The sequence below is a fragment of the Streptomyces sp. NPDC055400 genome (genome assembly GCF_053644375.1).
Genome location: NZ_JBSHLM010000007.1, coordinates 292,042 through 314,421 on the forward strand (window position 1 = coordinate 292,042; position 22,380 = coordinate 314,421).

Genomic DNA, 22,380 nt, shown 5'->3' on the forward strand with positions numbered 1-22,380 from the left:
GTACGTTAACCTACCAAACACTTGTTAGGGAAGGATGTTTCCGATGCCCGCAGCCCACGACAGTCCTGAACCCGCCCCGCACGAGGGTCCCGAGCCCGTCCCGTCCGAGGGGCCTGAGCCGGTTCTGTACGAGCGCCGCGGACCGGTCGCGTACGTGACGATGAACCGTCCGCGGTACCGCAACGCGCAGAACTCGGCGATGACCTACGCCCTGGACGCCGCTTTCTACCGCGCCGCCGACGACCCCGGCGCCAAGGTCGTGGTCCTCGCCGGCGCGGGTGACCACTTCTCCGCGGGGCACGACATCGGCACCCCGGAGCGGGACGCGCATCTGCCCTTCGAGCGGCGGGCCGGGCTCTGGTGGGACCACTCCGACAAGCAGGGCGCCGAGTCGCGGTTCGCCCGCGAGTCGGAGGTGTACCTCGGCATGTGCCGGCGCTGGCGCGAGCTGCCGAAGCCGGTGATCGCCTCGGTCCACGGGGCGTGTGTGGCGGGCGGGCTCATGCTCGCCTGGGTCTGCGACCTGATCGTGGCCTCCGACGACGCGTTCTTCGCCGATCCCGTCGTGCGCATGGGGATCCCCGGCGTCGAGTACTTCGCGCACCCGTGGGTGATGCCGCCTCGCGTCGCCAAGGAGTTCCTGTTCACCGGCGACCGGATGACCGCCCGGCGGGCGTACGAGGTGGGGATGGTCAACCGCGTCGTCCCTCGCGCCGAACTCGCGGGGGCGGCCGATGAGCTGGCGCTGCGCGTCGCCGAGATGCCGCGGCTCGGGCTCGCCCTCACCAAGCGTGCGGTGAACCAGGCCGAGGACCTTCAGGGCCTGCACGCCGGCATGGACTCCGTGTTCGGCCTGCACCACCTCGCCCACGCGCACAACGCGGAGACCGCGAAGGACTCCCTCGGCGGCATGGACGTACGCGCGATGAAGGAGGCGAACGCCTGATGGACCTCGACTTCACGCCCGCCGAGGGCGCGTTCCGCGCCGAGGCCCGTGAGTGGCTCGCCGGGCATGTTCCGGGCGAGCCGCTGCCTTCGCTCGAGACCGAGGAAGGGTTCGCCGCGCATCGCGCGTGGGAGGCGCAGCTTCACGCCGGGCGCTGGTCGGTGGTGTCGTGGCCCGAGGAGTACGGGGGGCGGGGCGCCGACATCTTTTCGTGGCTGCTCTTCGAGGAGGAGTACTACGCCGCGGGCGCCCCTGGGCGTGTCTCGCAGAACGGCATCAACCTGCTCGCGCCGACCCTCTTCGACCACGGCACACCCGAGCAGCGGGCCCGGGTACTGCCCTCCATGGCGAGCGGCGAGACGATCTGGGCGCAGGCCTGGTCCGAGCCGGAGGCCGGGTCCGACCTGGCGTCCCTCAAGTCCAGGGCCGTGCGCACGGAGGGGGGCTGGCTGCTGTCCGGGCAGAAGACCTGGTCATCGCGGGCCGCCTTCGCCGACCGGGCCTTCGGGATCTTCCGTACGGATCCCGACGCCCCCAGGCCCCATCAGGGGCTGACCTACCTGATGTTCGACCTGCGCGCGCCCGGGGTGACCGTGCGGCCCATCGGGCGGCTCGACGGGAAGCCGGCCTTCGCCGAGCTCTTCCTCGACCGGGTCTTCGTGCCTGACGAGGACGTCATCGGTGAACCGGGCAACGGGTGGCGTATCGCTATGTCGACCACGGGGAACGAGCGGGGGCTCACGCTCCGGTCGCCCGGGCGCTTCCTTGCTGCCGCCGATCGGCTCGTACGGCTGTGGGGGGAGCGGGGGGAGGACGCCGGGATGCGCGATCGCGTCGCCGATGCCTTGATCGGGGCGCGGGCGTACCAGTTGTTCACGTACGCCAATGCGTCGCGGTTCGCTGCCGGTCAGACGATCGGGGCCGAGTCCAGTCTGAACAAGGTGTTCTGGTCGGAGTACGACATCGCTCTGCATGAGACCGCGCTCGATCTGCTCGGCTCTGACGGCGAGTTGGCCGAAGACCGCGATGGGTGGGGTGAGGGGTACGTCTTCTCGCTCGCCGGGCCCATTTATGCGGGCACCAATGAGATCCAGCGCGACATCATCGCCGAGCGGCTGCTCGGCCTGCCGAAGGGACGGCGCTGATGAGGTTCCTCCTCGACACGGAGCAGGCCGAGTTCGGGCGCACGCTCGATCGGTTGCTGGGCGCGGCGGATACGCCTGACGTGATCCGGGCCTGGTCGTCCGGCGATCACGGGCCCGGGCGGGCCTTGTGGTCGCGGCTGGGCGGGACCGGGGTCTTTGCGCTCGGCGTTCCGGAGGCCTGTGACGGGGCCGGGTTCCTGCCCGTCGAACTGGCGCTCTCGTATGTCGAGTTGGGGCGGCACGGGGTGCCCGGGCCCGTGGTGGAGACTGCTGCCGTTGCCCGGCTGCTGGGCTGCCTGCCCGATGTCGGCAAGGAGTGGCTTCCCGGGATTGCCTCCGGGGATGTGGTGGCGTCCCTGGGCCTGGACTCGTCGTACGTCCTTGACGCCGATTCCGCCGATGCCGTCTTCGTTGTCCGCGGTGACGAGTTGCGGCTTGCCTCCGGCGATTACGGGCCTCTGTTGCCGTCCGCCGATCCTGCGCGCCGGCTCTACGCCCCGGCTGTGGAGGGTGGGACGCTGCTCGCGCGGGGGCCGGAGGTGCGGGACGCTGCCGCGCGGGCTGTGGATCTCGCCGCGCTTCTCACCGCCGCGCAGTCGCTCGGCGTGGGGCTCTCCCTGCTGCACCGGACCGTCGAATACGTCACGCAGCGCACCCAGTTCGGCGTCCCCATCGGCTCCTTCCAGGCCGTGAAGCACCGGCTCGCGGACGCGCTCACGGGGCTGGAGTTCGCGCGGCCGCTGGTGTTCGGGGCGGCGCTCTCGCTCGCGCCCGGGGACATCGCGGCGGCGAAGGTCGCTGCGGGCGAGGCGTCCTACGCGGCGGCGCGGGCTGCGCTTCAGCTCCATGGAGCGATCGGGTACACACAGGAGCTGGACCTGTCGCTGTGGCTGCGCAAGGCTCGGCCGCTGCGGGACGCGTGGGGGGCGCCTGCGGCTTGCCGGGCTCGGGTGCTGGCGGAGGGGGTTGGGGCGACGGGGGTTGGGGCGGAGGGAGTTGGCGCGAAGGACGTCGGGGCGGAGGGGGTTGGCGACTGACTGCGCTCCGGGGGTCAGGTCGGTTCCGGTTCGGTGCGCCTCGCGGCCTCGCCGTTCGTGGGTGCGGGGCCGCGCCGGGATGTACGTGCTCGCTGTTCTACGGGTTCCGGTCATCGGAGCGTGGGCCCGAGCGCTCCCTCACGTGGCTCCGCGCGCGCATCCCGCCACGCCCCCTCCCGTCGGGGGGGGCGGCTGCGGGCCGGTGGGGCTTCCTCTCGCGTGCGCCCGTCTTCTCCGCGGATGATCAGGGGGCTGGCTCAGCGAATGTGACCACGGCCGTGCGGCCCATGGCGTGCAGGGGGGCGGTGGCCGCGTTCATCAGCGCGGCGTCGTAGCGGCCCAGCACGCGCCCTGCGACCACCGCGCCCTCGTCGTCCAGTGCTACGACCAGGGCCTTGCCGGTGATCGTCAGGCGGCCGCGGACCACTGCTACCGACGGGCGTGCGGTTCCTCTGCGCCACATGACGTTGAAGTTCACGACCGGGCCGTCGATGAGGTGGCAGTCGGTGGGTACGTCGCCTCGGAAGTCCTGCGGTGCGTAGCACTCGTCCACGGTTCTGCGGTCGTCGCCGAGCGTCAGTTCCATGCCGGCGCCCTCGACCATCGTCAGGGTTCGGTCGACGTCGGGGAACGCGGAGAACGGGCCGTCGCCCGCTACGTCCGCGAGGCTCACCCGCCACACGAACTCGTCCGTCCCCGCGTCCGGCGGCGACGCCGCGATGTTGCGGGTGACCCCGCCGCCGTTCTTCCAGGCCGCGGCGGTCCGCTCCGCTGCGGGCAGCAGCCGTACGCCGTTGTCAGTGGTCCCGGGCATGGGGCGGCTCCGATGGTGCTGGGGTGTGGCGGGAGTGCCGAGGTTACGTCACTGGGGTGAGGTCCAAGCCGGCGGCGAGGCGTTGTCTGTGTTCTGGCGGGGCGCCGAAGAGCAGGCGGGCGGAGTGCGCCCGTTTCAGGTGGCGGTGCGCCCGGTGTTCCCAGGTGATGCCTATGCCGCCGTGCAGCTGGATCATCTCGCCGGCGATGTTCGTGTACGCCCGGGAGCAGGCGGCTTTCGCGGCTGCCGCCAGGTGGGGTGCCGCGTCGGAGTGTGCGGCGGCCTGGGCGAGTGAGCGTGCGGCCTCCAGTTCGACGTACAGGTCGGCTATGCGGTGTTTCACCGCCTGGAACGAGCCGATGGGCCGTCCGAACTGCACTCGGTTCTTGGCGTACTCGACGGTGTCCGCGAGTGCCTGGGCTGCGGCGCCTGTCTGTTCGGCGGCCATCGCTGTGCAGGTGAGGTCCCGCACTCGGGACAGGACACGTTCGCCGTCGGCTGCGAGGATTTCGGCTCGGGACCCGTCGAAGGTGACTCGGGCCTGGGGGCGGGTCTGGTCCATGGTGGGCATGAGCGTGAACTCGGTTTCGGAGACCTCGACTTGGAACAGTCCGAGTCCGCCTTCCCCTCGGGCCAGGACCAGCAGGGTGTCCGGGCGTCCTGGGCCCGTCAGGACGTGCTCCTTCACTCCGGTCAGTCGGCCCGCCCGGACCCGGGCGTTCATCGCCTCCGGCTCCCAGCTGCCGTTCTCCGCCCAGGCCAGCGCCCCTACCGCGGTGCCGTCGGCCAGCTTGGGGAGCAGCTCTGCGCAGGCCTGCGCGTTGCCGGACGCGAGCAGCGCCTGTGTCGCCAGGATGGCTGAGGCCAGGTACGGGACCGGGCTGAGGGTGCGGCCCAGTTCCTCCATGACCACGTGTGTTTCCAGCGTGCCGCCGCCGACGCCGCCGTACTCCTCCGGCACCCCTAGGCCCGCCGCGCCGACGGCCTCCGTGAGCGGGGCCCAGGCCGTCGCGCCCTCGTGGTGGGTCAGCACCGCCCGTACGGCGGAGCGCAGTTCGTCCTGTTCCCTGGTGAAATTCATCCCCGGTCTCCCCTTGCCTTGCTGCGCAGCTCGCCTTTGAGGAGCTTGCCGCCCGCGTTGCGCGGGAGCTCCGGGACGGTGACGAAGCGGCGCGGGACCTTGAAGTTGGCCAGGCGCTCGCGCGTCCACGCGGTGAGCTTCCTTGCGTCCACGGGTCCGGATACGACGATGAAGGCGACGCCCACCTCGCCGAGCCGTTCGTCCGGCGCGCCCACTACGGCGGCGTCGACTATCAGTTCGTGGCCGAGCAGGGTGTTCTCCACCTCGGCCGGGTACGCGTTGAAGCCGCCGACTACGTACATGTCCTTGAGCCGGTCCGTGATGGTGAGGAAGCCGCGGTCGTCGAGCGTGCCGATGTCGCCCGTGCGGAGCCAGCCGTCTCGGGTGACTGCCTCTCGGGTTGCTGTTGCGTCGTCCAGGTAGCCGCGCATCACGTGGTAGCCGCGCACCTGTACCTCGCCCGGTTCGCCTGCGGGCAGTTCGTCTCCCAGCGGTGCGGCGATCCGGATCTCGGTGCCGGGCAGCGCGCGGCCCACCGTGTGCGCGACCGTCCACGCGTCGGCGTCCGTGGGGCAGACGGAGACGACGCCGCCCGACTCGGTCAGCCCGTACGCCGTGAACACGTCGGGGGCGCCGAGCTCGGTGCGGATGCGTTCCACCAGTTCCGTCGGGATGGTGGCGGCGCCCGTTCCCGCGAGTCGTAGCGCTCCCCGGGGGTGGTTCATCAGGCCGTGGAAGATCGTGGGCGGGCCCATCAGACAGGTGACTCGTTCGGTGGCGATGCGCTCCAGGACGCGGTCCGTGTCGTAGACCTCCTCCGGCAGCATCGTGACGCCGCGCAGCAGGCAGGCGACGATGCCCGCCTTGTAGCCGAACGTGTGGAAGAACGGGTTCACCAGGAGGTAACGGTCTCCGGTGCGCAGCGTGACCTGGCGCGACCACTCCTCGTAGAGACGGACCGTCTGTCCGTGCGTGGTCATCACGCCCTTGGGGCGGCCGGTGGTGCCGGAGGTGTAGAGGATGTCGCTGAGGTCGTCGGGGCCCACGGTGGCGGCGCGGGCCAGGCGTTCGGTGTCCGTGACACCTTCGCCCGCCTTCAGGTACGCATCCCAGGCGAGGGCGTCGTCCTGCGCCTCGCCGCGGAGAACGACCATGGAGCGCAGGGCGCCCAGGTCTTCTCCACTCGCCGTCAAGGTGTGGACGTAGTCGGTGCCCAGGAAGCCGCGTTCCGTGTAGAGGACCTCGGCGCCGCTGCGGCGGATGATGTCGGCCGCCTCGGCCGCCTTGTAGCGCGTGTTGACCGGGACGAGGACCGCCCCGGCGCCGACCGCGCCGAGTGCGGCGAGGATCCACTGGCGGCTGTTGGCGGCCCAGATCGCGACGCGGGTGCCGGGGCGTATGCCGTGTGCGACGGCGGCGCGCGAGGCCGCGGCGATCTCGTCGCGCAGCCGGCCGAAGGTCCAGCGGACCTCGCCGTCGGCGAGTGCCTCCCGCTCGCCGTACGCGGCGGCGGCGTACGCGGGGAGCTGGGCGAGCGTGCGCGGTGGGGTGGTGCTGGTCACGAACCCTCCCTGTGATCAGGGGTACTTGACGTGCGAGCGTGGGCGGTATCCAATCACAGGTGTTTCGGTTAGGCATATACCTAGTAGGCACATTCCTTGGAGGCCTCGCATGCCGATCCCCACCCGCCCCGCCACCTCGGCCGAGGACCTGAAGTCCGCCCTCGCCGGCTTCTGTACGGGCGTCGCGGTCATCACCGCACTCGACGGAGACGGCCGGCCCACTGGCATGGCCGTGCAGTCGTTCTCGTCGGTCTCGCTCGACCCGCCCCTGGTCTGCTTCTGCCCGGCGCACACCTCGACGACCTGGCCACGGATCAGGGCGGCGGGCCGGTTCGCCGTCAACCTCCTCGCCGAGGACCAGAGCGAGCTGTGCCGGCGCTTCGCGGTCACGTGCGGCGACAAGTTCGCGGGCACACCCTGGCGGCCGGGCGGCAACGGCGCACCCCTGCTCGACGGGGCGCTCGCCACGATCGAGTGCGAACTCGCCGACGTGCTCGACGGCGGCGACCACGCCATCGCGCTCGGCCGGGTCACCTCACTGACCGCGCACCGCGACGCGGGGCCGCTGCTCTACTTCCGGCGCGCCTACGGGCGCTTGCCGCGCTCCAGCTCCTCGATGTCCGCGAGCATGGCGTCGGCGAGGTCGCGTTCGGACGCGTAGTACCGCTCGGCCCACTTGAGCGTGAGCGCCGGGTAGCTCCACGCCTCGCTGGCCTTCGCGCCCTCCACGTCCTCCTCCGCGCGCACCCGCATCGTCTCCGCGAACTCCCGGTGCCGCGCGAGCACTTCACGCATCTGCTCGGCTTCGAGCAGATGCCCGAGCCAGAGCCGCAGCATGGGCCCGTGCTTGAGGACGGGCGGGTCCACCGGCGCCTCGCGCGCCCAGGTCCGCACCGCCTCCATGCCCTCGTCGGTGATCCGGTAGACCCGCTTGTCGCGGGTGCCCGTCTCCTGCGCGACCATCCGCGAGGTCGCGTAACCGGCCTTCTCCAGGCGCTTGAGCTCGCTGTAGATCTGGCTGAACGACGGGCTCCAGTAAAAGAAGCGCAGGGACCAGTCCGACCACTTCTTCAGGTCGTAGCCGGACAGCTCCTCACCGAAGGAGAGCAGTCCGAGCACCGCCCAGCTCGTCGCCGGGAGTGCGGGGCGCTCCGCGCCGGCCGCGTCGTCTACCGCCTTCTTCTTCACCACGCACGCAGTCTACGTAGCCCCTTCCCCCGGCCTACGTATGCCTGCTAGAAGTATTCCTATTAGAAACACATCGCTCGGGAGGAACCCCGTGAAGTTCTCCATGATCTTCGAGGCTCAGCTCGCCGACCCGACGCCAGAGAACGAGCGCCAGGTCCTCAAGGACTGCGTCGAACAGGCCGTCTTCGCCGAGGAGATGGGCTTCGACCGCATCTGGGCGGTCGAGCACCACTCCCTCACCCAGTACGCGCACATGAGCGCGTCCGAGATCTTCCTGACCTGGGTCGCGGCCAGGACGTCCCGGATCCGCATCGGGCACGGCGTCGTCACGATGCCCTTCGGCTACCAGCATCCCGTCCGCGTCGCCGAGCGCGCCGCGATGCTCGACTCGCTGACCGGCGGCCGCGTCGACATCGGCGCCGGGCGCGGCGCGACCAAGCAGGAGATGCGGATGTACGGGGTCCGCCCCGAGGACACGTATCCGCAGATGGAGGAAGCCCTGCGGATCTTCTCCTCGGCGTGGCGCGAGGAGCAGTTCGAGTGGCACGGCTCGATCGACATCGGGCCCGGCGCGATCCTGCCCCGCCCGGTGCAGACCCCGCACCCGCCGCTCTTCATGGCCTGCTCCAAGCACGACACCCTCAAGCTCGCGGCCGAACTCGGCATCGGGGCCCTGGTGATGGGCTTCGCCGGCGCCGACGACGTCCGCACGATGCGCAAGGTCTACGACGAGGCCATCGCGACCCGCACCGGCGAGCGCTTCGTGTCCACCGAGGTCAACGACCACCTCTCGGCGCTCTGTCCGACGGTCGTCCTCGACGACGCGGACCTCGCCCTGCGCCTCGGCACGCGCGGCCAGCGCTTCTTCGCCGAGTCGATCGCGCACTGGTACGGGAATGCCCCTGCGCCCACCTCGTACGCGGAGTCCGAGGACACGGCCGACCACGTGGCCGCGATGGCCAGGGACCGCGAGGAACTCGTCGCCAAGCTGCACGAGGCGAACATCCCGGCCCGCCCGGTCGACACCGGCACCTACAACGCGGAGCACGCCTACGGCTCCGCGGACACCGCGATCTCGTACGTCGAACAGCTCCGCGAGATCGGCGTGGACGAGGTGATGTGCCTGATCCAGATGGGCACGGTCCCGCAGGAAGCGTGCATGGAGACCATCCGCCAGTGGGGCGAGAAGGTCATCCCGCACTTCCGGACACCGGAGGCGAAGTGACGGTCTCACTGGATGGCAAGGTCGTCGTCATCACGGGCGCGGGGCGCGGGCAGGGCGCGGCGGAGGCCGCTCTCGCCGCGGCGGCCGGCGCGCGGGTCGTGGTCACGGACATACGTGAAGGGGAGGGGCGCGAGGTCGCCCGATCGCTGGGCGGGCAGGGCCTGTTCGTGCGGCACGACGTGTCCGATCCGGACAGCTGGGCCGAGGTCGTCGGTGCCACGCTCGGCGCCTTCGGGCGGATCGACGCACTGGTCAACAACGCGGCGCTGTGGCGCACCGCGCCGGTGGAGCGGGAGACGCTGGAGAACTTCGAGCAGCTGATCCGCGTCAATCTCCTCGGCCCGTTCCTCGGCATCCAGGCCGTGGTGCCCGCGATGAAGGAGGCGGGCGGCGGATCGGTCGTCAACGTCTCGTCGACCGCGGGACTCATCGGCATACCCGGGCACGCGGCCTACGGCTCCACGAAGTTCGGCCTGCGCGGCCTGACCCGGTCGTCGGCGCTCGATCTGGCGGAGTACGGGATCCGCGTCAACTCGGTGCACCCGGGCGCCATCGACACCCCGATGATCGCCGGGGTCTCGGGCAAGGACTGGTCGCATCTGCCGCTGGGCCGGATGGGCCGCCCCGAGGAGGTCGGTGAGCTGGTCCTGTTCCTGGCGTCGGACGCCTCCTCGTACATCACCGGCACGGAGTTCACGGTGGACGGGGGGTCGACGGCCGGATGACAACGCACGATCCCCTCACCCCGACGGCGCGAACCCTGTGCGACGCCATGTCGGCCGCGTTCCCCGACCCGGCCGATGGCCCCCTCGACGCGGACGCCCTGCGGGCCGCCGCGCGGGCGGGGCTCGGGAAGCCGTCCGTGCCGATGCGGTCGGTGACCGAGCGCCGGGTGTCCGCGCCGGAACTCGACGGCCCCGTGCCCGTACGGATCTACGAACCCGAGGCCGACGGCCCGCGCCCGCTCGTGGTGTTCCTGCACGGCGGCGGATGGGTGCTCTGCGACCTCGACACGCACGACGGGCTCTGCCGTCAACTCGCCGCACTGGCCGGCGCTTCGGTGGTCTCCGTCGACTATCGACGCGCGCCCGAGCACCCGTTCCCCGCCGCCTGTCACGACGCGTACGCCGTCGCGCGGTGGGCCGCCGCGCACGCGCGGGAGCTGGGGTGCGACCCGGACCGGCTGTTCGTCGCCGGGGACTCCAGCGGCGGGAACCTGGCCGCGGCCGTGGCCCTGCGGGCGCTGAACGACCCCGAGGAGCCAAAGCTCGCGGGCCAGTTGCTGCTGTACCCGGTGCTCGACCACCGGCTCGGCGGCGAGTCCCCGGTGGCGTTCGAGCGGGGGTTCTTCCACACGACGGCTCATATGCGCTGGTACTGGGAGCAGTATCTCGGCGCCGGCGGCGATCCCGTCGCCGCGTCCCCCGGGCTCGCGCCCGACCTCGGCGGGCTGCCGCCTGCCCTCGTGCTCCTCGCGGACTGCGACCCGCTGCGCGACGAGGGGCTCGCGTACGCGCGGCGGCTCGCGCGGGCGGGAGTGCGGGCCGAGGTGGCGCTGTATCCGGGGGTGTTCCACGGGTTCCTGGGCGCGGCCGGGTACCTGCCCGAGGCGGACGCGGCGCTCGCGCGGGCCGCCGCGTGGCTGACCCGCACCCCGGGCACCGCGGCCTGACGGCGTTCGCTATTTTGTTCGCCGCCGTCCCCACCGGCTCTGTCCCCCTCCCCGAACCACAGAGGAGCCGGCCGTGGAAGCCGAGTCCCAGCCCGCCACCACCCCCGCGGTCACCACCTGCTACCGCCATCCCAAGGTGGAGACCTACGTCAGCTGCACCCGCTGCGAGCGGCCCATCTGCCCCGACTGCATGCGGTCGGCGGCCGTCGGCCACCACTGCCCCCAGTGCGTGAAGGAGGGCGTCCGCTCGGTCCGCCAGGCCCGCACGGTCTTCGGCGGACGGGTCTTTGCCGTCCCGCTCGTCACGTACGTCCTGATGGGCCTGAACATCGTGGCCTACCTCGCCGAGCTGCTGCGCCCGGCCGTCGTGGACCGGTTCGGGATGCTGGGCGCGGGGCTTGCCGGCCCTGACGGCGGGCATTACGTGTACCAGGACGCGTTCCCGGCCGACTTCCACGCGGAGGGGGTGGTGGCGGGCGAGTGGTACCGGATGATCACCGGCGCCTTCCTCCACATGCCGGCCACCGAGGGCGTCTTCGGGATCCTGCACATCCTGTTCAACATGTACTCGCTGTGGAACCTCGGCCGTGTCGTCGAGACGCAGCTGGGCCGCGTCCGCTATCTCGCCGTCTATTTCCTGTCCGCGTTCGGCAGCTCCGTGCTCGTCTACCTGATCGCGCCGGGCACCCTCACGGTCGGTGCGTCGGGCGCGATCTTCGGGCTCGGCGCCGCGTACTACGTGATGGCGCGGCGTCTGGGCGCGGACATGAGCGGCGTCAACCGGTTCATGGCGTACTTCCTGCTGTGGATGCTGATCTCGGCCGGATTCGCCTCCTGGCAGGGCCACTTGGGCGGTCTGCTCACGGGCGGCGCGGCCACCCTCGCCCTCGCGTACGCGCCCCGCGCCCGCCGCACCCTGGTGCAGGGCTCGGCGTGCGCGGCGCTGCTCGTGCTCCTTGTGGCGCTGACGCTCCTCAAACAGCCGTAGAGGGACGGGCTGTTGCTTCGCCCGCTCCTGCTCCTGCGTCCGCCGCTCCGCCACGTAATCTGAGCCCATGAAACGCGCAGGCTGCATACTGCTGGCCGTGGCTCCGGTCGCCACGGTCGCGGTGTTCCTCTTCACGCCGGGGCACGACGACGGCAAGGGCGGCTCGCACGGCTCGTCCGCGTCGCGCCAGTCCGCCGAGGACGCCGCGGCCGCCAAGGCCGCCGCGGAGAAGCAGGCCGACGACGACGCCATCGCCGACCTGCCGCCCGGCCTCGCCGCGCCCGCGAAGAAGGACCTCGCCCAGCAGATCGTGGCCAGCGCGGAGAACTCGACGCTCGACTGGCGCGGCCAGTACGGCTACATCGAGGACATCAAGGACGGGCAGGGCTACACGGCCGGGATCATCGGCTTCTGCACCGGCACGCACGACCTGCTCACACTCGTCGAGCGGTACACGAAGGCCCACCCGGACAACGGCCTCGCCCGCTATCTGCCCGCCCTGCGCAAGGTCGACGGCACGGACTCCCACGAGGGCCTCGACCCCGGCTTCACCGCCGCGTGGAAGAAGGAGGCGTCCGACCCCGCCTTCCGCGCCGCCCAGAACTCCGAGCGCGACCGCGTCTACTTCGACCCGGCCGTCCGCCTCGCCAAGCTCGACGGCCTGGGCACGCTCGGCCAGTTCATCTACTACGACGCCATGGTCCTGCACGGCCCCGGCACGGGCCCGGGCGGCTTCTACGGCCTGCGCGAGAAGGCCATGCGGGAGGCGGACACCCCGTCGCAGGGCGGCAAGGAGAAGGCGTACCTCGACATCTTCCTCGACGTGCGCCGCACGGCGATGAAGGCGAAGAAGCCGGACCGCGACACCACCCGCATCGACACGGCCCAGCGCCAGTTCCTGTACGACGGCAACCTGACCCTGAAGACGCCGCTGGTGTGGAAGGTGTACGGGGAGACGTACCGAGTGCCTTAGGGCGCACCCGCGGCCGCGCACACACGTCACAACGCCCACCCAGTCGTCCGGTCGGGGACAGTGGGTGGGCGTTATGTCAGTTCCGTACGCCTTTGTACGGGACGTCTGGTGAGGGGACGTACCCCCTGGGGTCAGACGGTCAGGGAGCGGTCCGTCGGGCGGATCGGGGCCGGCAGTTCGCTGGCGCCGGTCAGGAAGCGGTCGACCCCGCGGGCGGCCGAGCGGCCCTCCGCGATGGCCCACACGATGAGCGACTGGCCGCGACCCGCGTCACCGGCCACGAAGACGCCGGGGACGTTGGTCTGGAACTCGTCGTCGCGCGCCACGTTGCCGCGGGCGTCGAGGTCCAGGGCGAACTGGGAGACGAGGCCGTTGTCCTGGTCCGTGCCCGTGAAGCCCATCGCGAGCGTGACGAGCTGGGCGGGGATCTTCCGCTCCGTGCCCGGCTTCTGCGTCAGCTTGCCGTCGACGAACTCCACCTCGATGAGGTGCAGGTACTGGACGTTGCCGTCCTCGTCGCCCTCGAAGTGGGTGGTCGAGACGGAGTAGACCCGCTCGCCGCCCTCCTCGTGCGCGGACGTCACCTTGTAGAGCATGGGGAACGTCGGCCAGGGCTGGCCCGCGTTCCGCTCCTCGCCGGGCCGCGGCATGATCTCCAGCTGCGTGACCGAGGCCGCGCCCTGACGGTGGGCGGTGCCCACGCAGTCCGCGCCGGTGTCGCCGCCGCCGATGACGACGACGTGCTTGCCCTCGGCGGAGACGGGCGTGGTGACGTAGTCGCCCTCCTGGACCTTGTTGGCCAGGGGCAGGTACTCCATCGCCTGGTAGACGCCCTTGAGCTCACGCCCCGGGACCGGCAGGTCGCGGGCGGTCGTGGCACCGGCGGCGATGACCACGGCGTCGTAGCGCTTGCGCAGCTTCGCGGCGTCTATGTCGCGGCCGATCTCCACGCCCGTACGGAACTTGGTGCCCTCCGCGCGCATCTGCTCGATGCGGCGGTTGATGTGGCGCTTCTCCATCTTGAACTCGGGGATGCCGTAGCGGAGCAGGCCGCCGATGCGGTCGGCGCGCTCGTAGACGGCGACCGTGTGGCCGGCCCGCGTCAGCTGCTGGGCGGCGGCGAGGCCCGCCGGGCCCGAGCCGATGACGGCGACGGTCTTGCCGGAGAGGCGCTCCGGGGCCTGGGGCGCGACGTCGCCGCGGTCCCACGCCTGGTCGATGATCGAGACCTCGACGTTCTTGATGGTGACGGCCGGCTGGTTGATGCCGAGCACGCACGCCGACTCACAGGGCGCCGGGCACAGGCGGCCGGTGAACTCCGGGAAGTTGTTGGTGGCGTGCAGGCGCTCCTGCGCCGCCGACCAGTCCTCGCGGTACGCGTAGTCGTTCCACTCGGGGATCAGGTTCCCGAGCGGACAGCCGTTGTGGCAGAACGGGATGCCGCAGTCCATGCAGCGGGACGCCTGCTTGCTGATGATGGGGAGCAGGGAGCCCGGAACGTAGACCTCGTTCCAGTCCCGCACGCGCTCGCCGACCGGACGGGTCTGGGCGACCTCGCGGCCATGGTTGAGAAAGCCCTTGGGATCAGCCATTGGTCGCCGCCTCCATCATCTTCTCGGTGGTCTCGGACTCGGAGAGTCCGGCTCGCTCGGCGGCGTCCTTGGCGGCGAGCACTGCCTTGTACGTGCTGGGGATGATCTTGCTGAAGCGGTCCACCGCGGTGGTCCACTCGGCGAGCAGCTTCTCGGCGACGGTCGAGCCCGTCTCCTCCTGGTGGCGGCGCACGGCGTCGTGCAGCCACTGCTTGTCGGTCTCGTCCAGGGCCTCGATCGCGCCGACGTTCCCGGAGTTGACGTTGTCGCGGTCCAGGTCGATGACGTACGCGATGCCGCCGGACATGCCGGCCGCGAAGTTGCGTCCGGTCTCGCCGAGGACGACCGCGCGGCCACCGGTCATGTACTCGCAGCCGTGGTCGCCCACGCCCTCCGAGACGACCGTGGCGCCCGAGTTGCGGACGCAGAAGCGCTCGCCGGTGCGGCCGCGCAGGAACAGCTCGCCGCCCGTCGCGCCGTACGCGATCGTGTTGCCCGCGATCGTGGAGTACTCGGCGAGGTGGTCGGCGCCGCGGTCCGGGCGGACCACGATGCGGCCGCCGGACAGGCCCTTGCCGACGTAGTCGTTGGCGTCGCCCTCCAGGCGCAGGGTCACACCGCGCGGCACGAACGCGCCGAACGACTGGCCCGCGGAGCCGGTGAAGGTGATGTCGATGGTGTCGTCGGGCAGGCCCGCGCCACCGAACTTCTTCGTCACCTCGTGGCCGAGCATGGTGCCGACCGTGCGGTTGATGTTGCGGATCGCGACCTGGGCGCGGACCGGCTGGGCGTCGGCCTGGGCGTTCGCGTCGAGCGCGTCGGCGGCCAGCTTGATCAGCTCGTTGTCCAGGGCCTTCTCAAGCCCGTGGTCCTGAGTGATCACCTGGTGGCGCACGGCGCCCTCGGGCAGCTCGGGGACGTAGAAGAGGGGCTCGAGGTCGAGGCCCTGCGCCTTCCAGTGGTCCACGGCCCGCTCGGTGTCGAGGAGTTCGGCGTGGCCGACGGCCTCCTCGATGGTGCGGAAGCCGAGCTCGGCGAGCAGCTCGCGGACCTCTTCGGCGATGAACTCGAAGAAGTTCACGACGAATTCGGCCTTGCCGGAGAACCGCTCGCGCAGAACGGGGTTCTGCGTGGCGATGCCGACCGGGCAGGTGTCCAGGTGGCAGACGCGCATCATGACGCAGCCGGAGACGACGAGCGGCGCGGTCGCGAAACCGAACTCCTCGGCGCCGAGCAGGGCGGCGATGACGACGTCGCGGCCGGTCTTCAGCTGGCCGTCGGTCTGGACGACGATGCGGTCGCGCAGGCCGTTGAGCAGCAGGGTCTGCTGGGTCTCGGCGAGACCGAGCTCCCAGGGACCGCCCGCGTGCTTCAGCGAGGTCAGCGGCGAGGCGCCCGTACCGCCGTCGTGGCCGGAGATGAGGACGACGTCCGCGTGCGCCTTGGAGACACCCGCGGCGACGGTGCCGACACCGACCTCGGAGACCAGCTTCACGTGGATACGTGCCGCCGGGTTGGCGTTCTTGAGGTCGTGGATCAGCTGAGCCAGGTCCTCGATGGAGTAGATGTCGTGGTGCGGCGGCGGCGAGATGAGCCCGACGCCCGGCGTCGAGTGACGCGTCTTGGCGACCCACGGGTAGACCTTGTGGCCGGGCAGCTGGCCGCCCTCGCCGGGCTTGGCGCCCTGCGCCATCTTGATCTGGATGTCGTCCGCGTTGACCAGGTACTCGCTCGTGACACCGAAGCGGCCGGAGGCGACCTGCTTGATGCTGGAGCGGCGCGCCGGGTCGTACAGCCGGTCCGCGTCCTCGCCGCCCTCACCGGTGTTGGACTTGGCGCCCAGCTGGTTCATGGCGATGGCGAGGGTCTCGTGCGCCTCCTTGGAGATGGAGCCGTACGACATGGCGCCGGTCGAGAACCGCTTGACGATCTCACTGGCCGGCTCGACCTCGTCGATGGAGATCGCTTCGCGGTCGCTGTTGAAGCCGAAGAGACCGCGCAGCGTCATCAGACGCTCCGACTGCTCGTTCACGCGGCCCGTGTACTGCTTGAAGATGTCGTAGCGACGGTTGCGCGTCGCGTGCTGGAGGCGGAAGACCGTCTCCGGGTCGAACAGGTGCGGCTCGCCCTCGCGGCGCCACTGGTACTCGCCGCCGATGTCGAGGGCGCGGTGCGCGGGCGCGATGCCGCTCGCCGGGTACGCCTTCGCGTGGCGGGCGGCGACCTCCTGGGCGATGACGTCGAGACCGGCGCCGCCGATCTTCGTCGCCGTGCCGTTGAAGTACTTCTCGACGAAGGCCTCGTCGAGGCCGACGGCCTCGAAGACCTGGGCGCCCCGGTAGGAGGCGACGGTCGAGATGCCCATCTTGGACATGACCTTGAGGACGCCCTTGCCGAGCGCGTAGATCAGGTTGCGGATGGCCTGCTCGGCCTCGACACCCGGCAGGAACGTACCGGCGCGGACCAGGTCCTCGACGGACTCCATCGCCAGGTACGGGTTGACGGCCGCGGCGCCGAAGCCGATGAGGAGGGCCACGTGGTGGACCTCGCGCACATCGCCCGCCTCGACGAGCAGGCCCACCTCGGTGCGCTGCTTCGTACGGATGAGGTGGTGGTGGACGGCCGCGGTGAGCAGGAGCGACGGGATCGGCGCGTGCTCGGCGTCGGAGTGCCGGTCGGAGAGCACGATCAGGCGGGCGCCGGCCTCTATGGCGGCGTCGGCCTCGGCGCAGATCTCCTCGATGCGGGCGGCGAGCGCGTCGCCGCCGCCGGAGACCCGGTACAGGCCGGACAGGGTCGCGGCCTTCATGCCGGGCATGTCGCCGTCGGCGTTGATGTGGATGAGCTTGGCCAGCTCGTCGTTGTCGATCACCGGGAAGGGCAGGGTGACCGAACGGCAGGAGGCCGCGCCCGGCTCGAGCAGGTTGCCCTGCGGGCCGAGGGTGGAGCGCAGCGAGGTGACGAGCTCCTCGCGGATGGCGTCCAGCGGCGGGTTCGTGACCTGCGCGAACAGCTGGGTGAAGTAGTCGAAGATCAGCCGCGGGCGGGCGGAGAGCGCCGCGATCGGCGAGTCCGTACCCATGGAGCCGAGCGGCTCACCGCCGGTCTTGGCCATCGGCGTGAGGATGACGCGCAGCTCTTCCTCGGTGTAGCCGAAGGTCTGCTGGCGGCGGGTGACCGAGGCGTGGGTGTGGACGATGTGCTCGCGCTCGGGGAGGTCCTCGAGCTCGATCTCACCGGCCTCCAGCCACTCGGCGTACGGCTGCTCGGCGGCCAGGCCGGCCTTGATCTCGTCGTCCTCGATGATGCGGTGCTCGGCGGTGTCGACGAGGAACATCCTGCCGGGCTGGAGGCGGCCCTTGCGGACGACCTTCGCGGGGTCGATGTCGAGGACGCCGACCTCGGAGCCGAGGACGACGAGGCCGTCGTCGGTGACCCAGTAGCGGCCGGGGCGCAGACCGTTGCGGTCGAGAACGGCACCCACCTGCGTACCGTCCGTGAAGGTCACGCACGCCGGGCCGTCCCAGGGCTCCATCATCGCGGAGTGGAACTGGTAGAAGGCGCGGCGGTCGGCCGCCATGGAGGCGTGGTTCTCCCAGGCCTCCGGGATCATCATCAGGACGCTGTGCGGCAGGGAGCGGCCGCCGAGGTGCAGCAGTTCGAGCACCTCGTCGAAGGAGGCCGAGTCCGAGGCGTCGGGCGTACAGACGGGGAAGATCCGCGACAGGTCCTCGGCGCCGAACAGGTCGGAGGCGAGCTGCGACTCGCGCGCCTTCATCCAGTTCCGGTTGCCCTTGACCGTGTTGATCTCACCGTTGTGCGCGACGAAGCGGTACGGGTGCGCGAGCGGCCAGCTCGGGAAGGTGTTCGTGGAGAACCGCGAGTGGACGAGAGCGATCGCAGATGCGAATCGGCGGTCCGACAGGTCGGGGAAGAAGGGCTCCAGCTGGCCGGTGGTCAGCATGCCCTTGTAGACGATGGTGCGGGCGGAGAGCGACGGGAAGTACACGCCGGCCTCGCGCTCGGCGCGCTTGCGCAGGACGAAGGCCTTGCGGTCGAGCGCGATGTCCTCAGCGGTGCCGTCGGCGTCCGAGACGAAGATCTGGCGGAAGGCCGGCATCGTCGAGCGGGCGGTGGCGCCGAGGAGCTGCGGGGCGACCGGCACCTCGCGCCAGCCGAGGACGGTGAGGCCCTCCGCGGCGGCGATCGTCTCGATCTGTGAGACGGCGGCGGCGTTGTCGGCCTCGTCGACGGGCAGGAAGGCGATGCCGACCGCGTACGCGCCGGCGGCGGGCAGATCGAAGGAGACCGCGGCACGCAGGAAGGCGTCCGGAACCTGGGACAGGATGCCCGCTCCGTCACCCGAGTCGGGCTCGGAACCGGTGGCACCTCGGTGCTCCAGGTTGCGCAGAACCGTGAGCGCCTGTTCGACCAGCGCGTGGCTCGCCTCGCCGGTGAGGGTGGCCACGAAGCCGACGCCACAGGCGTCGTGCTCGTTGCGGGGGTCGTACATGCCCTGGGCGGCAGGGCGAGCATCCATGAACGGCTGATTCATGGAGTGCTGGGACGGCTGGCGCGGCGTGCGCATCGGCTCTCCCGTCGTCGATTTTCGTGGCATATGACATCTGCCGAGGGACGACGTTGGCCCTCTGCTGGGGGTGCAAATTTCGAACAAGTTACATGATGGATCGGCTCTCGGGAACCGGACACTACGTTCCAACATGCGGACACCGCGGTGGCGGTGGGTGCCGCTCCCGGTGACGGAGCGGCGGCGTCATGGGGGACCTTCACGGGCAGATCGATGCCCGCGGGTCCATGAGCGAGGCGGGCGTCATTGCCCGCAGCGCTTACGGCTCATGCCCCGCCGTTAAGCAATCGAAACCGCCGGGTAACGGCTACTTATACAGAGGCCTGTATAGCCATCACCGGGTCGTCATCCTACGGCCGTACCGAACAGGTTGCCCAGGAGATACGTCACACCCGCCGCGGCACCACCGAGAGTCAGCTGGCGCACCCCGCTGAACCACCAGGACCGCGCCGTCACCTTGGCCACGATCGCCCCACAGGCGAAGAGGCCGACGAGCGCGAGCAGGACCGCGGGCCACAGGGCGCTCGCACCCAGCAGATAGGGCAGCAGCGGAAGCAGCGCGCCGAGCGCGAAGGACCCGAAGGAGGAAACGGCGGCGACCGTCGGCGACGGCAGGTCGCCCGGGTCGATGCCCAGCTCCTCGCGCGCGTGAATCTCAAGAGCCTGCTCGGGGTCCTTCGAGAGCTGGCGGGCGACTTCGCGGGCGAGGTCGGGCTCCACGCCGCGCGACATGTAGAGGTCGGCGAGCTCCCGCTCCTCGTCCGCGGGGTGCTTCCTCAACTCCCGCCGCTCGACGTCGAGTTCGGCCTCGACCAGCTCGCGCTGGGAGGCGACGGAGGTGTACTCGCCGGCGGCCATGGAGAAGGCGCCGGCGGCCAGGCCGGAGAGCCCGGTGATGATGATCGTCTGCTGCGACACGGCGCCGCCCGCGACACCGGTCATCAGGGCCAGGTTCGAGACGAGCCCGTCCATCGCGCCGAACACCGCGGGGCGCAGCCAGCCACCGTTGACATCGCGGTGCGTGTGGTTGTCGCGGTGCGCGTCGTGCAGCGTCGCTTCGGTCTCGATGATGGCCATCCCGCCCAGTGCTCCTCTCGTACGGAGCCGATGCCGCGCAGCGTTCCCGCGGGCCCGGACTCCCCCCTCAACAGCTTCGAAAGTACGCACGGATTCGGGCCTCCGCCAGCAAGGAAGGCCGTACTTACCAGGGCTTTCGACCGCTTTGCCCACTCGCTCGAACGGCCCTCGCCGTCACCCGAGAGATGGATCACATGATCGGAGCGTTGACGGACGGGGGAAACATCGCCGCAACACCTGTAAACGTTTTCACATGCGGTGAGGAGCGAAGCCATGTCTCCGGTGCCGGGCGGCGGCCAGCCGACGATTGTGTCGATCGCGCGGCGGGCCGGGGTCTCCATCGCCTCGGTCTCCCGCGTCCTCAACGGCCTGGGCGCGCGGCGGGAGACCGTCGAACGGGTGGAGCGCGCCGCGTCGGAGCTCGGCTACGTACCCAACGCCGTGGCCCGCTCCCTCAAGGACGGCAGGACCCGGCAGCTCACGTTCGCGCTGCCGGACATCGGCAATCCGGCCTACGTGGCGATGGTCCGCGCCGTCCAGGGCGTCACCAAGAACCACGGCTACCGCCTGCTCCTGCACTCCACGGACGCGCTCGTCGACGACGAACTGGCCGTCCTGCGCAGCCTCGGCGACCGCACCAGCGACGGCCTGATCATCTGCCCCATCCGCATCACCGACGACCACATCGAGGCACTGACCTGCGCGGCGGGCCCCGTCGTGGTCATGGGATCCCTGCCGTCCGGGGTGCCCGTGGACAGCGTCCGCGCCGACTCGGTGACGGGCGCGGCCCTGGCCGTCCGCCATTTGCACGACACCGGCTGCCGCCGCATCGCGTTCATCAACGCCCCCTCGGACACGGTCCCCGGCCAGAGCCGCGAGGAGGGCTACCGCGCGGCTCTCGCCGAGTGCGGACTCGTATACGACGACACGCTGGTCGTCGAGACCGGATTCGGCATCGAGGAGGGGGCCCGGGCTGCCGCGGAACTGCTCGCCCGGCGCCCCGACGCCGTCTTCTGCGCCAACGACCAGCTGGCGCTCGGCGCGGCCCGCGCGCTGCACTCACGGGGCCTGCGCATACCGCAGGACGTAGCGGTCGCGGGGATGGACGACAGCGTGCTCGCCCAGTCGGTCTGGCCCCCGCTGACCAGCGTCGACCTGGGCTCGACAGAGCGCGGCCGGCGAGCGGCCGAACTCCTGGTGGAACGCCTGGACGGCGCGTCCCCGACCCCCCGCGGCACCACAGCCACGGCCCCACCGCGCCTGGTGGTCCGCGCATCCACAGCACCGACCGAGAACACGAGGTCCACATGAGCGCCAACCGCACCTCGCAGAGCCCGAACACGCCATGAGCGTCAGTCTCGGCCCCGACCCGTCGCCGGGCGCGGAAGGTCCCCGAAGGCTCGGCACGGTCCCGCACCGCCGGCCGCCGGCCGCGATCTCCCTGCGGGACCGTGCCCGCGGAGCGCTGCTCGGCCTCGCGGTGGGCGACGCGCTCGGCGCGCCCGCGGAGAACATGAAGCCGTCGCAGATCCGCGAACGATGGGGCCGTATCGAGGGGTTCGTCTCGCCGGACCCGGCGGGCACGGACGACACCGAGTACGCGATCTTCTCCGGCCTCCTTCTGGCGGAGCACGGTTCGGCGCTCACCGTGGGACATGTCGAGGCGGCCTGGCACTCATGGATCGCCGACCGCGACGAGGGCCCGTTCCGAGGCGCGGGCTTCAGCGAGAGAGGAACTCTGGAGAACCTGCGCCGGGGCCTGGCGGCTCCCATCTCGGCGCAGCACCGCCACGCGTGGAGCGACGGACTGGCCATGCGGGCGGCTCCGTTCGGGGTGTACGCGGCGGGCCGCCCGGCGGAGGCGGCGCGCCTCGTAGCGGTGGACGGCACGGTGTCGCACGACGGGGAGGGCATCCACGGAGGCCGGGCGGTGGCGGCCGGGGTCGCGGCGGCCATGGTGAGCCACAACCCGGACACAGTCGTCCAGGCAGCCCTGTCCGTGGTCCCCGAGGACTCCTGGACAGCACGCTCCCTGCACCGCGCGGTGGCGGCGGCCCGCAGCGCCCGCCGCGACGCCGAGGGCACACAACTCTCCATGGAACGAGAGGTACGCCGGGCCGTGGTGATCGGCGGCTACCCCTGGCCGGACCTGGCCCCTGAGGCGGTGGGCCTGGCCTTCGGAGCGTTCGCGGCGGCCCGGGGCGAGTTCAGGGAGTCGGTCCTGATGGCGGTGAACATGGGCCGCGACGCGGACACGACAGCCGCGGTGGCGGGCGCCCTGGCCGGCGCGCTGCGCGGCGAACGAACGATCCCCGCCGACTGGGCGACGACCATCGGCCCGGTCCGAGGCAGCTGCCTCCCGTCGATGAAGGGACGTCACATCCTGGACATCGCCACCACATTGACCCCCACACCACCCCTCCCACCCACACCCCCAAAGGAGGCCACACCGTGACTCCCGCACCCGTCCACGTACAAGCACCGAGGCACCG

The 22,380-nt window shown here is 71.0% G+C and carries 18 protein-coding genes; 11 read left to right on the forward strand and 7 right to left on the reverse strand.

Translation table 11 applies throughout. The features are described from left to right. Nucleotides 1–43: 43 nt before the first annotated feature. Genes ACWIGU_RS20755 through ACWIGU_RS20765 form a run of 3 tightly spaced genes read left to right on the forward strand, consistent with a single transcriptional unit; the run spans nt 44 to nt 3,128 of the window. Complete coding sequence (locus ACWIGU_RS20755) at nt 44–946, forward strand: enoyl-CoA hydratase (protein WP_454402871.1); 903 nt, start codon at nt 44–46, stop codon at nt 944–946. Continuing rightward, nucleotides 946–2,091, forward strand: coding sequence for an acyl-CoA dehydrogenase family protein (locus ACWIGU_RS20760; RefSeq protein ID WP_454402873.1), 1,146 nt, complete (start codon nt 946–948; stop codon nt 2,089–2,091). Before ACWIGU_RS20755 ends, ACWIGU_RS20760 begins: the two co-directional genes overlap by 1 nt. After that, nucleotides 2,091–3,128, forward strand: a complete 1,038-nt coding sequence (locus tag ACWIGU_RS20765; protein ID WP_454402875.1) for an acyl-CoA dehydrogenase family protein — start codon at nt 2,091–2,093, stop codon at nt 3,126–3,128. The genes ACWIGU_RS20760 and ACWIGU_RS20765 overlap by 1 nt, the downstream gene beginning before the upstream one ends. A gap of 244 nt (nt 3,129–3,372) precedes the next feature. Here the strand turns inward: ACWIGU_RS20765 and ACWIGU_RS20770 are convergent, their stop codons facing one another. The 3 genes from ACWIGU_RS20770 to ACWIGU_RS20780 are packed head-to-tail and all read right to left on the reverse strand — an operon-like array spanning nt 3,373 to nt 6,585. Beyond that, complete coding sequence (locus tag ACWIGU_RS20770; RefSeq protein ID WP_454402877.1) at nt 3,373–3,942, reverse strand: HutD/Ves family protein; 570 nt, start codon at nt 3,940–3,942, stop codon at nt 3,373–3,375. A gap of 43 nt (nt 3,943–3,985) precedes the next feature. Continuing rightward, nucleotides 3,986–5,023 (reverse strand): acyl-CoA dehydrogenase family protein, encoded by a 1,038-nt coding sequence (locus ACWIGU_RS20775; RefSeq protein WP_454402879.1) that lies wholly within the window; start codon nt 5,021–5,023, stop codon nt 3,986–3,988. Next, entirely contained in the window at nt 5,020–6,585 is a 1,566-nt protein-coding gene (locus ACWIGU_RS20780) for an AMP-binding protein (protein ID WP_454402881.1), read from the reverse strand. Before ACWIGU_RS20780 ends, ACWIGU_RS20775 begins: the two co-directional genes overlap by 4 nt. Nucleotides 6,586–6,694: 109 nt before the next feature. Here ACWIGU_RS20780 and ACWIGU_RS20785 point away from each other — a divergent pair, with 109 nt between their 5' ends. Continuing rightward, nucleotides 6,695–7,246: a flavin reductase family protein gene (locus ACWIGU_RS20785; protein ID WP_454402883.1), complete on the forward strand. Its 552-nt coding sequence runs from the start codon at nt 6,695–6,697 to the stop codon at nt 7,244–7,246. Here the strand turns inward: ACWIGU_RS20785 and ACWIGU_RS20790 are convergent. Next, nucleotides 7,171–7,776: a helix-turn-helix transcriptional regulator gene (locus ACWIGU_RS20790; protein ID WP_454402885.1), complete on the reverse strand. Its 606-nt coding sequence runs from the start codon at nt 7,774–7,776 to the stop codon at nt 7,171–7,173. The genes ACWIGU_RS20785 and ACWIGU_RS20790 overlap by 76 nt on opposite strands. An 88-nt stretch (nt 7,777–7,864) precedes the next feature. Here ACWIGU_RS20790 and ACWIGU_RS20795 point away from each other — a divergent pair, with 88 nt between their 5' ends. The 5 genes from ACWIGU_RS20795 (at nt 7,865) to ACWIGU_RS20815 (ending at nt 12,631) form a co-directional block, all read left to right on the forward strand. After that, nucleotides 7,865–8,998: an LLM class flavin-dependent oxidoreductase gene (locus ACWIGU_RS20795; protein WP_454402887.1), complete on the forward strand. Its 1,134-nt coding sequence runs from the start codon at nt 7,865–7,867 to the stop codon at nt 8,996–8,998. Continuing rightward, entirely contained in the window at nt 8,995–9,723 is a 729-nt protein-coding gene (locus tag ACWIGU_RS20800; protein ID WP_454402889.1) for an SDR family NAD(P)-dependent oxidoreductase, read from the forward strand. The genes ACWIGU_RS20795 and ACWIGU_RS20800 overlap by 4 nt, the downstream gene beginning before the upstream one ends. Then, nucleotides 9,720–10,670: an alpha/beta hydrolase gene (locus tag ACWIGU_RS20805; protein WP_454402891.1), complete on the forward strand. Its 951-nt coding sequence runs from the start codon at nt 9,720–9,722 to the stop codon at nt 10,668–10,670. The genes ACWIGU_RS20800 and ACWIGU_RS20805 overlap by 4 nt, the downstream gene beginning before the upstream one ends. A 73-nt stretch (nt 10,671–10,743) precedes the next feature. Next, nucleotides 10,744–11,658 carry a rhomboid family intramembrane serine protease gene (locus tag ACWIGU_RS20810; RefSeq protein WP_454402893.1) on the forward strand — a complete coding sequence of 305 codons (915 nt, stop codon included), beginning with the start codon at nt 10,744–10,746 and terminating at the stop codon, nt 11,656–11,658. Between the two features lie 67 nt (nt 11,659–11,725). Continuing rightward, entirely contained in the window at nt 11,726–12,631 is a 906-nt protein-coding gene (locus ACWIGU_RS20815) for a chitosanase (RefSeq protein WP_454402895.1), read from the forward strand. Between the two features lie 131 nt (nt 12,632–12,762). Here ACWIGU_RS20815 and ACWIGU_RS20820 read toward each other — a convergent pair whose 3' ends face one another. From ACWIGU_RS20820 to ACWIGU_RS20830, 3 genes are all read right to left on the reverse strand, one after another. Beyond that, a complete protein-coding gene (locus ACWIGU_RS20820; RefSeq protein ID WP_454402897.1) occupies nt 12,763–14,223 on the reverse strand; it encodes a glutamate synthase subunit beta in 1,461 nt (486 codons plus the stop codon). Further along, complete coding sequence (gene gltB, locus ACWIGU_RS20825; RefSeq protein ID WP_454403100.1) at nt 14,216–18,736, reverse strand: glutamate synthase large subunit; 4,521 nt, start codon at nt 18,734–18,736, stop codon at nt 14,216–14,218. Before gltB ends, ACWIGU_RS20820 begins: the two co-directional genes overlap by 8 nt. A 420-nt stretch (nt 18,737–19,156) precedes the next feature. Beyond that, nucleotides 19,157–19,888, reverse strand: coding sequence for a VIT1/CCC1 transporter family protein (locus tag ACWIGU_RS20830; protein ID WP_454402899.1), 732 nt, complete (start codon nt 19,886–19,888; stop codon nt 19,157–19,159). 273 nt (nt 19,889–20,161) lie between these two features. Between ACWIGU_RS20830 and ACWIGU_RS20835 the strand changes: the two genes are divergently transcribed. Next, entirely contained in the window at nt 20,162–21,199 is a 1,038-nt protein-coding gene (locus ACWIGU_RS20835) for a LacI family DNA-binding transcriptional regulator (RefSeq protein WP_454402901.1), read from the forward strand. A 34-nt stretch (nt 21,200–21,233) separates the two neighbouring features. Then, on the forward strand, nt 21,234–22,343 hold the full coding sequence (locus ACWIGU_RS20840; RefSeq protein WP_454402903.1) for an ADP-ribosylglycohydrolase family protein: 1,110 nt from the start codon (nt 21,234–21,236) through the stop codon (nt 22,341–22,343). The last annotated feature ends 37 nt before the right edge of the window (nt 22,344–22,380 follow it).

Excerpts from the sequence above, each read along its gene's own strand:
- ACWIGU_RS20775 (WP_454402879.1), bottom strand. The coding sequence starts at position 5,023 with ATGAATTTCACCAGGGAACAGGACGAACTGCGCTCCGCCGTACGGGCG.
- ACWIGU_RS20820 (WP_454402897.1), bottom strand. The coding sequence starts at position 14,223 with ATGGCTGATCCCAAGGGCTTTCTCAACCATGGCCGCGAGGTCGCCCAG.
- ACWIGU_RS20815 (WP_454402895.1), top strand. The coding sequence starts at position 11,726 with ATGAAACGCGCAGGCTGCATACTGCTGGCCGTGGCTCCGGTCGCCACG.
- ACWIGU_RS20830 (WP_454402899.1), bottom strand. The coding sequence starts at position 19,888 with ATGGCCATCATCGAGACCGAAGCGACGCTGCACGACGCGCACCGCGAC.
- ACWIGU_RS20760 (WP_454402873.1), top strand. The coding sequence starts at position 946 with ATGGACCTCGACTTCACGCCCGCCGAGGGCGCGTTCCGCGCCGAGGCC.
- ACWIGU_RS20785 (WP_454402883.1), top strand. The coding sequence starts at position 6,695 with ATGCCGATCCCCACCCGCCCCGCCACCTCGGCCGAGGACCTGAAGTCC.
- gltB (WP_454403100.1), bottom strand. The coding sequence starts at position 18,736 with ATGTACGACCCCCGCAACGAGCACGACGCCTGTGGCGTCGGCTTCGTG.
- ACWIGU_RS20805 (WP_454402891.1), top strand. The coding sequence starts at position 9,720 with ATGACAACGCACGATCCCCTCACCCCGACGGCGCGAACCCTGTGCGAC.
- ACWIGU_RS20770 (WP_454402877.1), bottom strand. The coding sequence starts at position 3,942 with ATGCCCGGGACCACTGACAACGGCGTACGGCTGCTGCCCGCAGCGGAG.
- ACWIGU_RS20755 (WP_454402871.1), top strand. The coding sequence starts at position 44 with ATGCCCGCAGCCCACGACAGTCCTGAACCCGCCCCGCACGAGGGTCCC.
- ACWIGU_RS20840 (WP_454402903.1), top strand. The coding sequence starts at position 21,234 with ATGAGCGTCAGTCTCGGCCCCGACCCGTCGCCGGGCGCGGAAGGTCCC.
- ACWIGU_RS20765 (WP_454402875.1), top strand. The coding sequence starts at position 2,091 with ATGAGGTTCCTCCTCGACACGGAGCAGGCCGAGTTCGGGCGCACGCTC.
- ACWIGU_RS20835 (WP_454402901.1), top strand. The coding sequence starts at position 20,162 with ATGTCTCCGGTGCCGGGCGGCGGCCAGCCGACGATTGTGTCGATCGCG.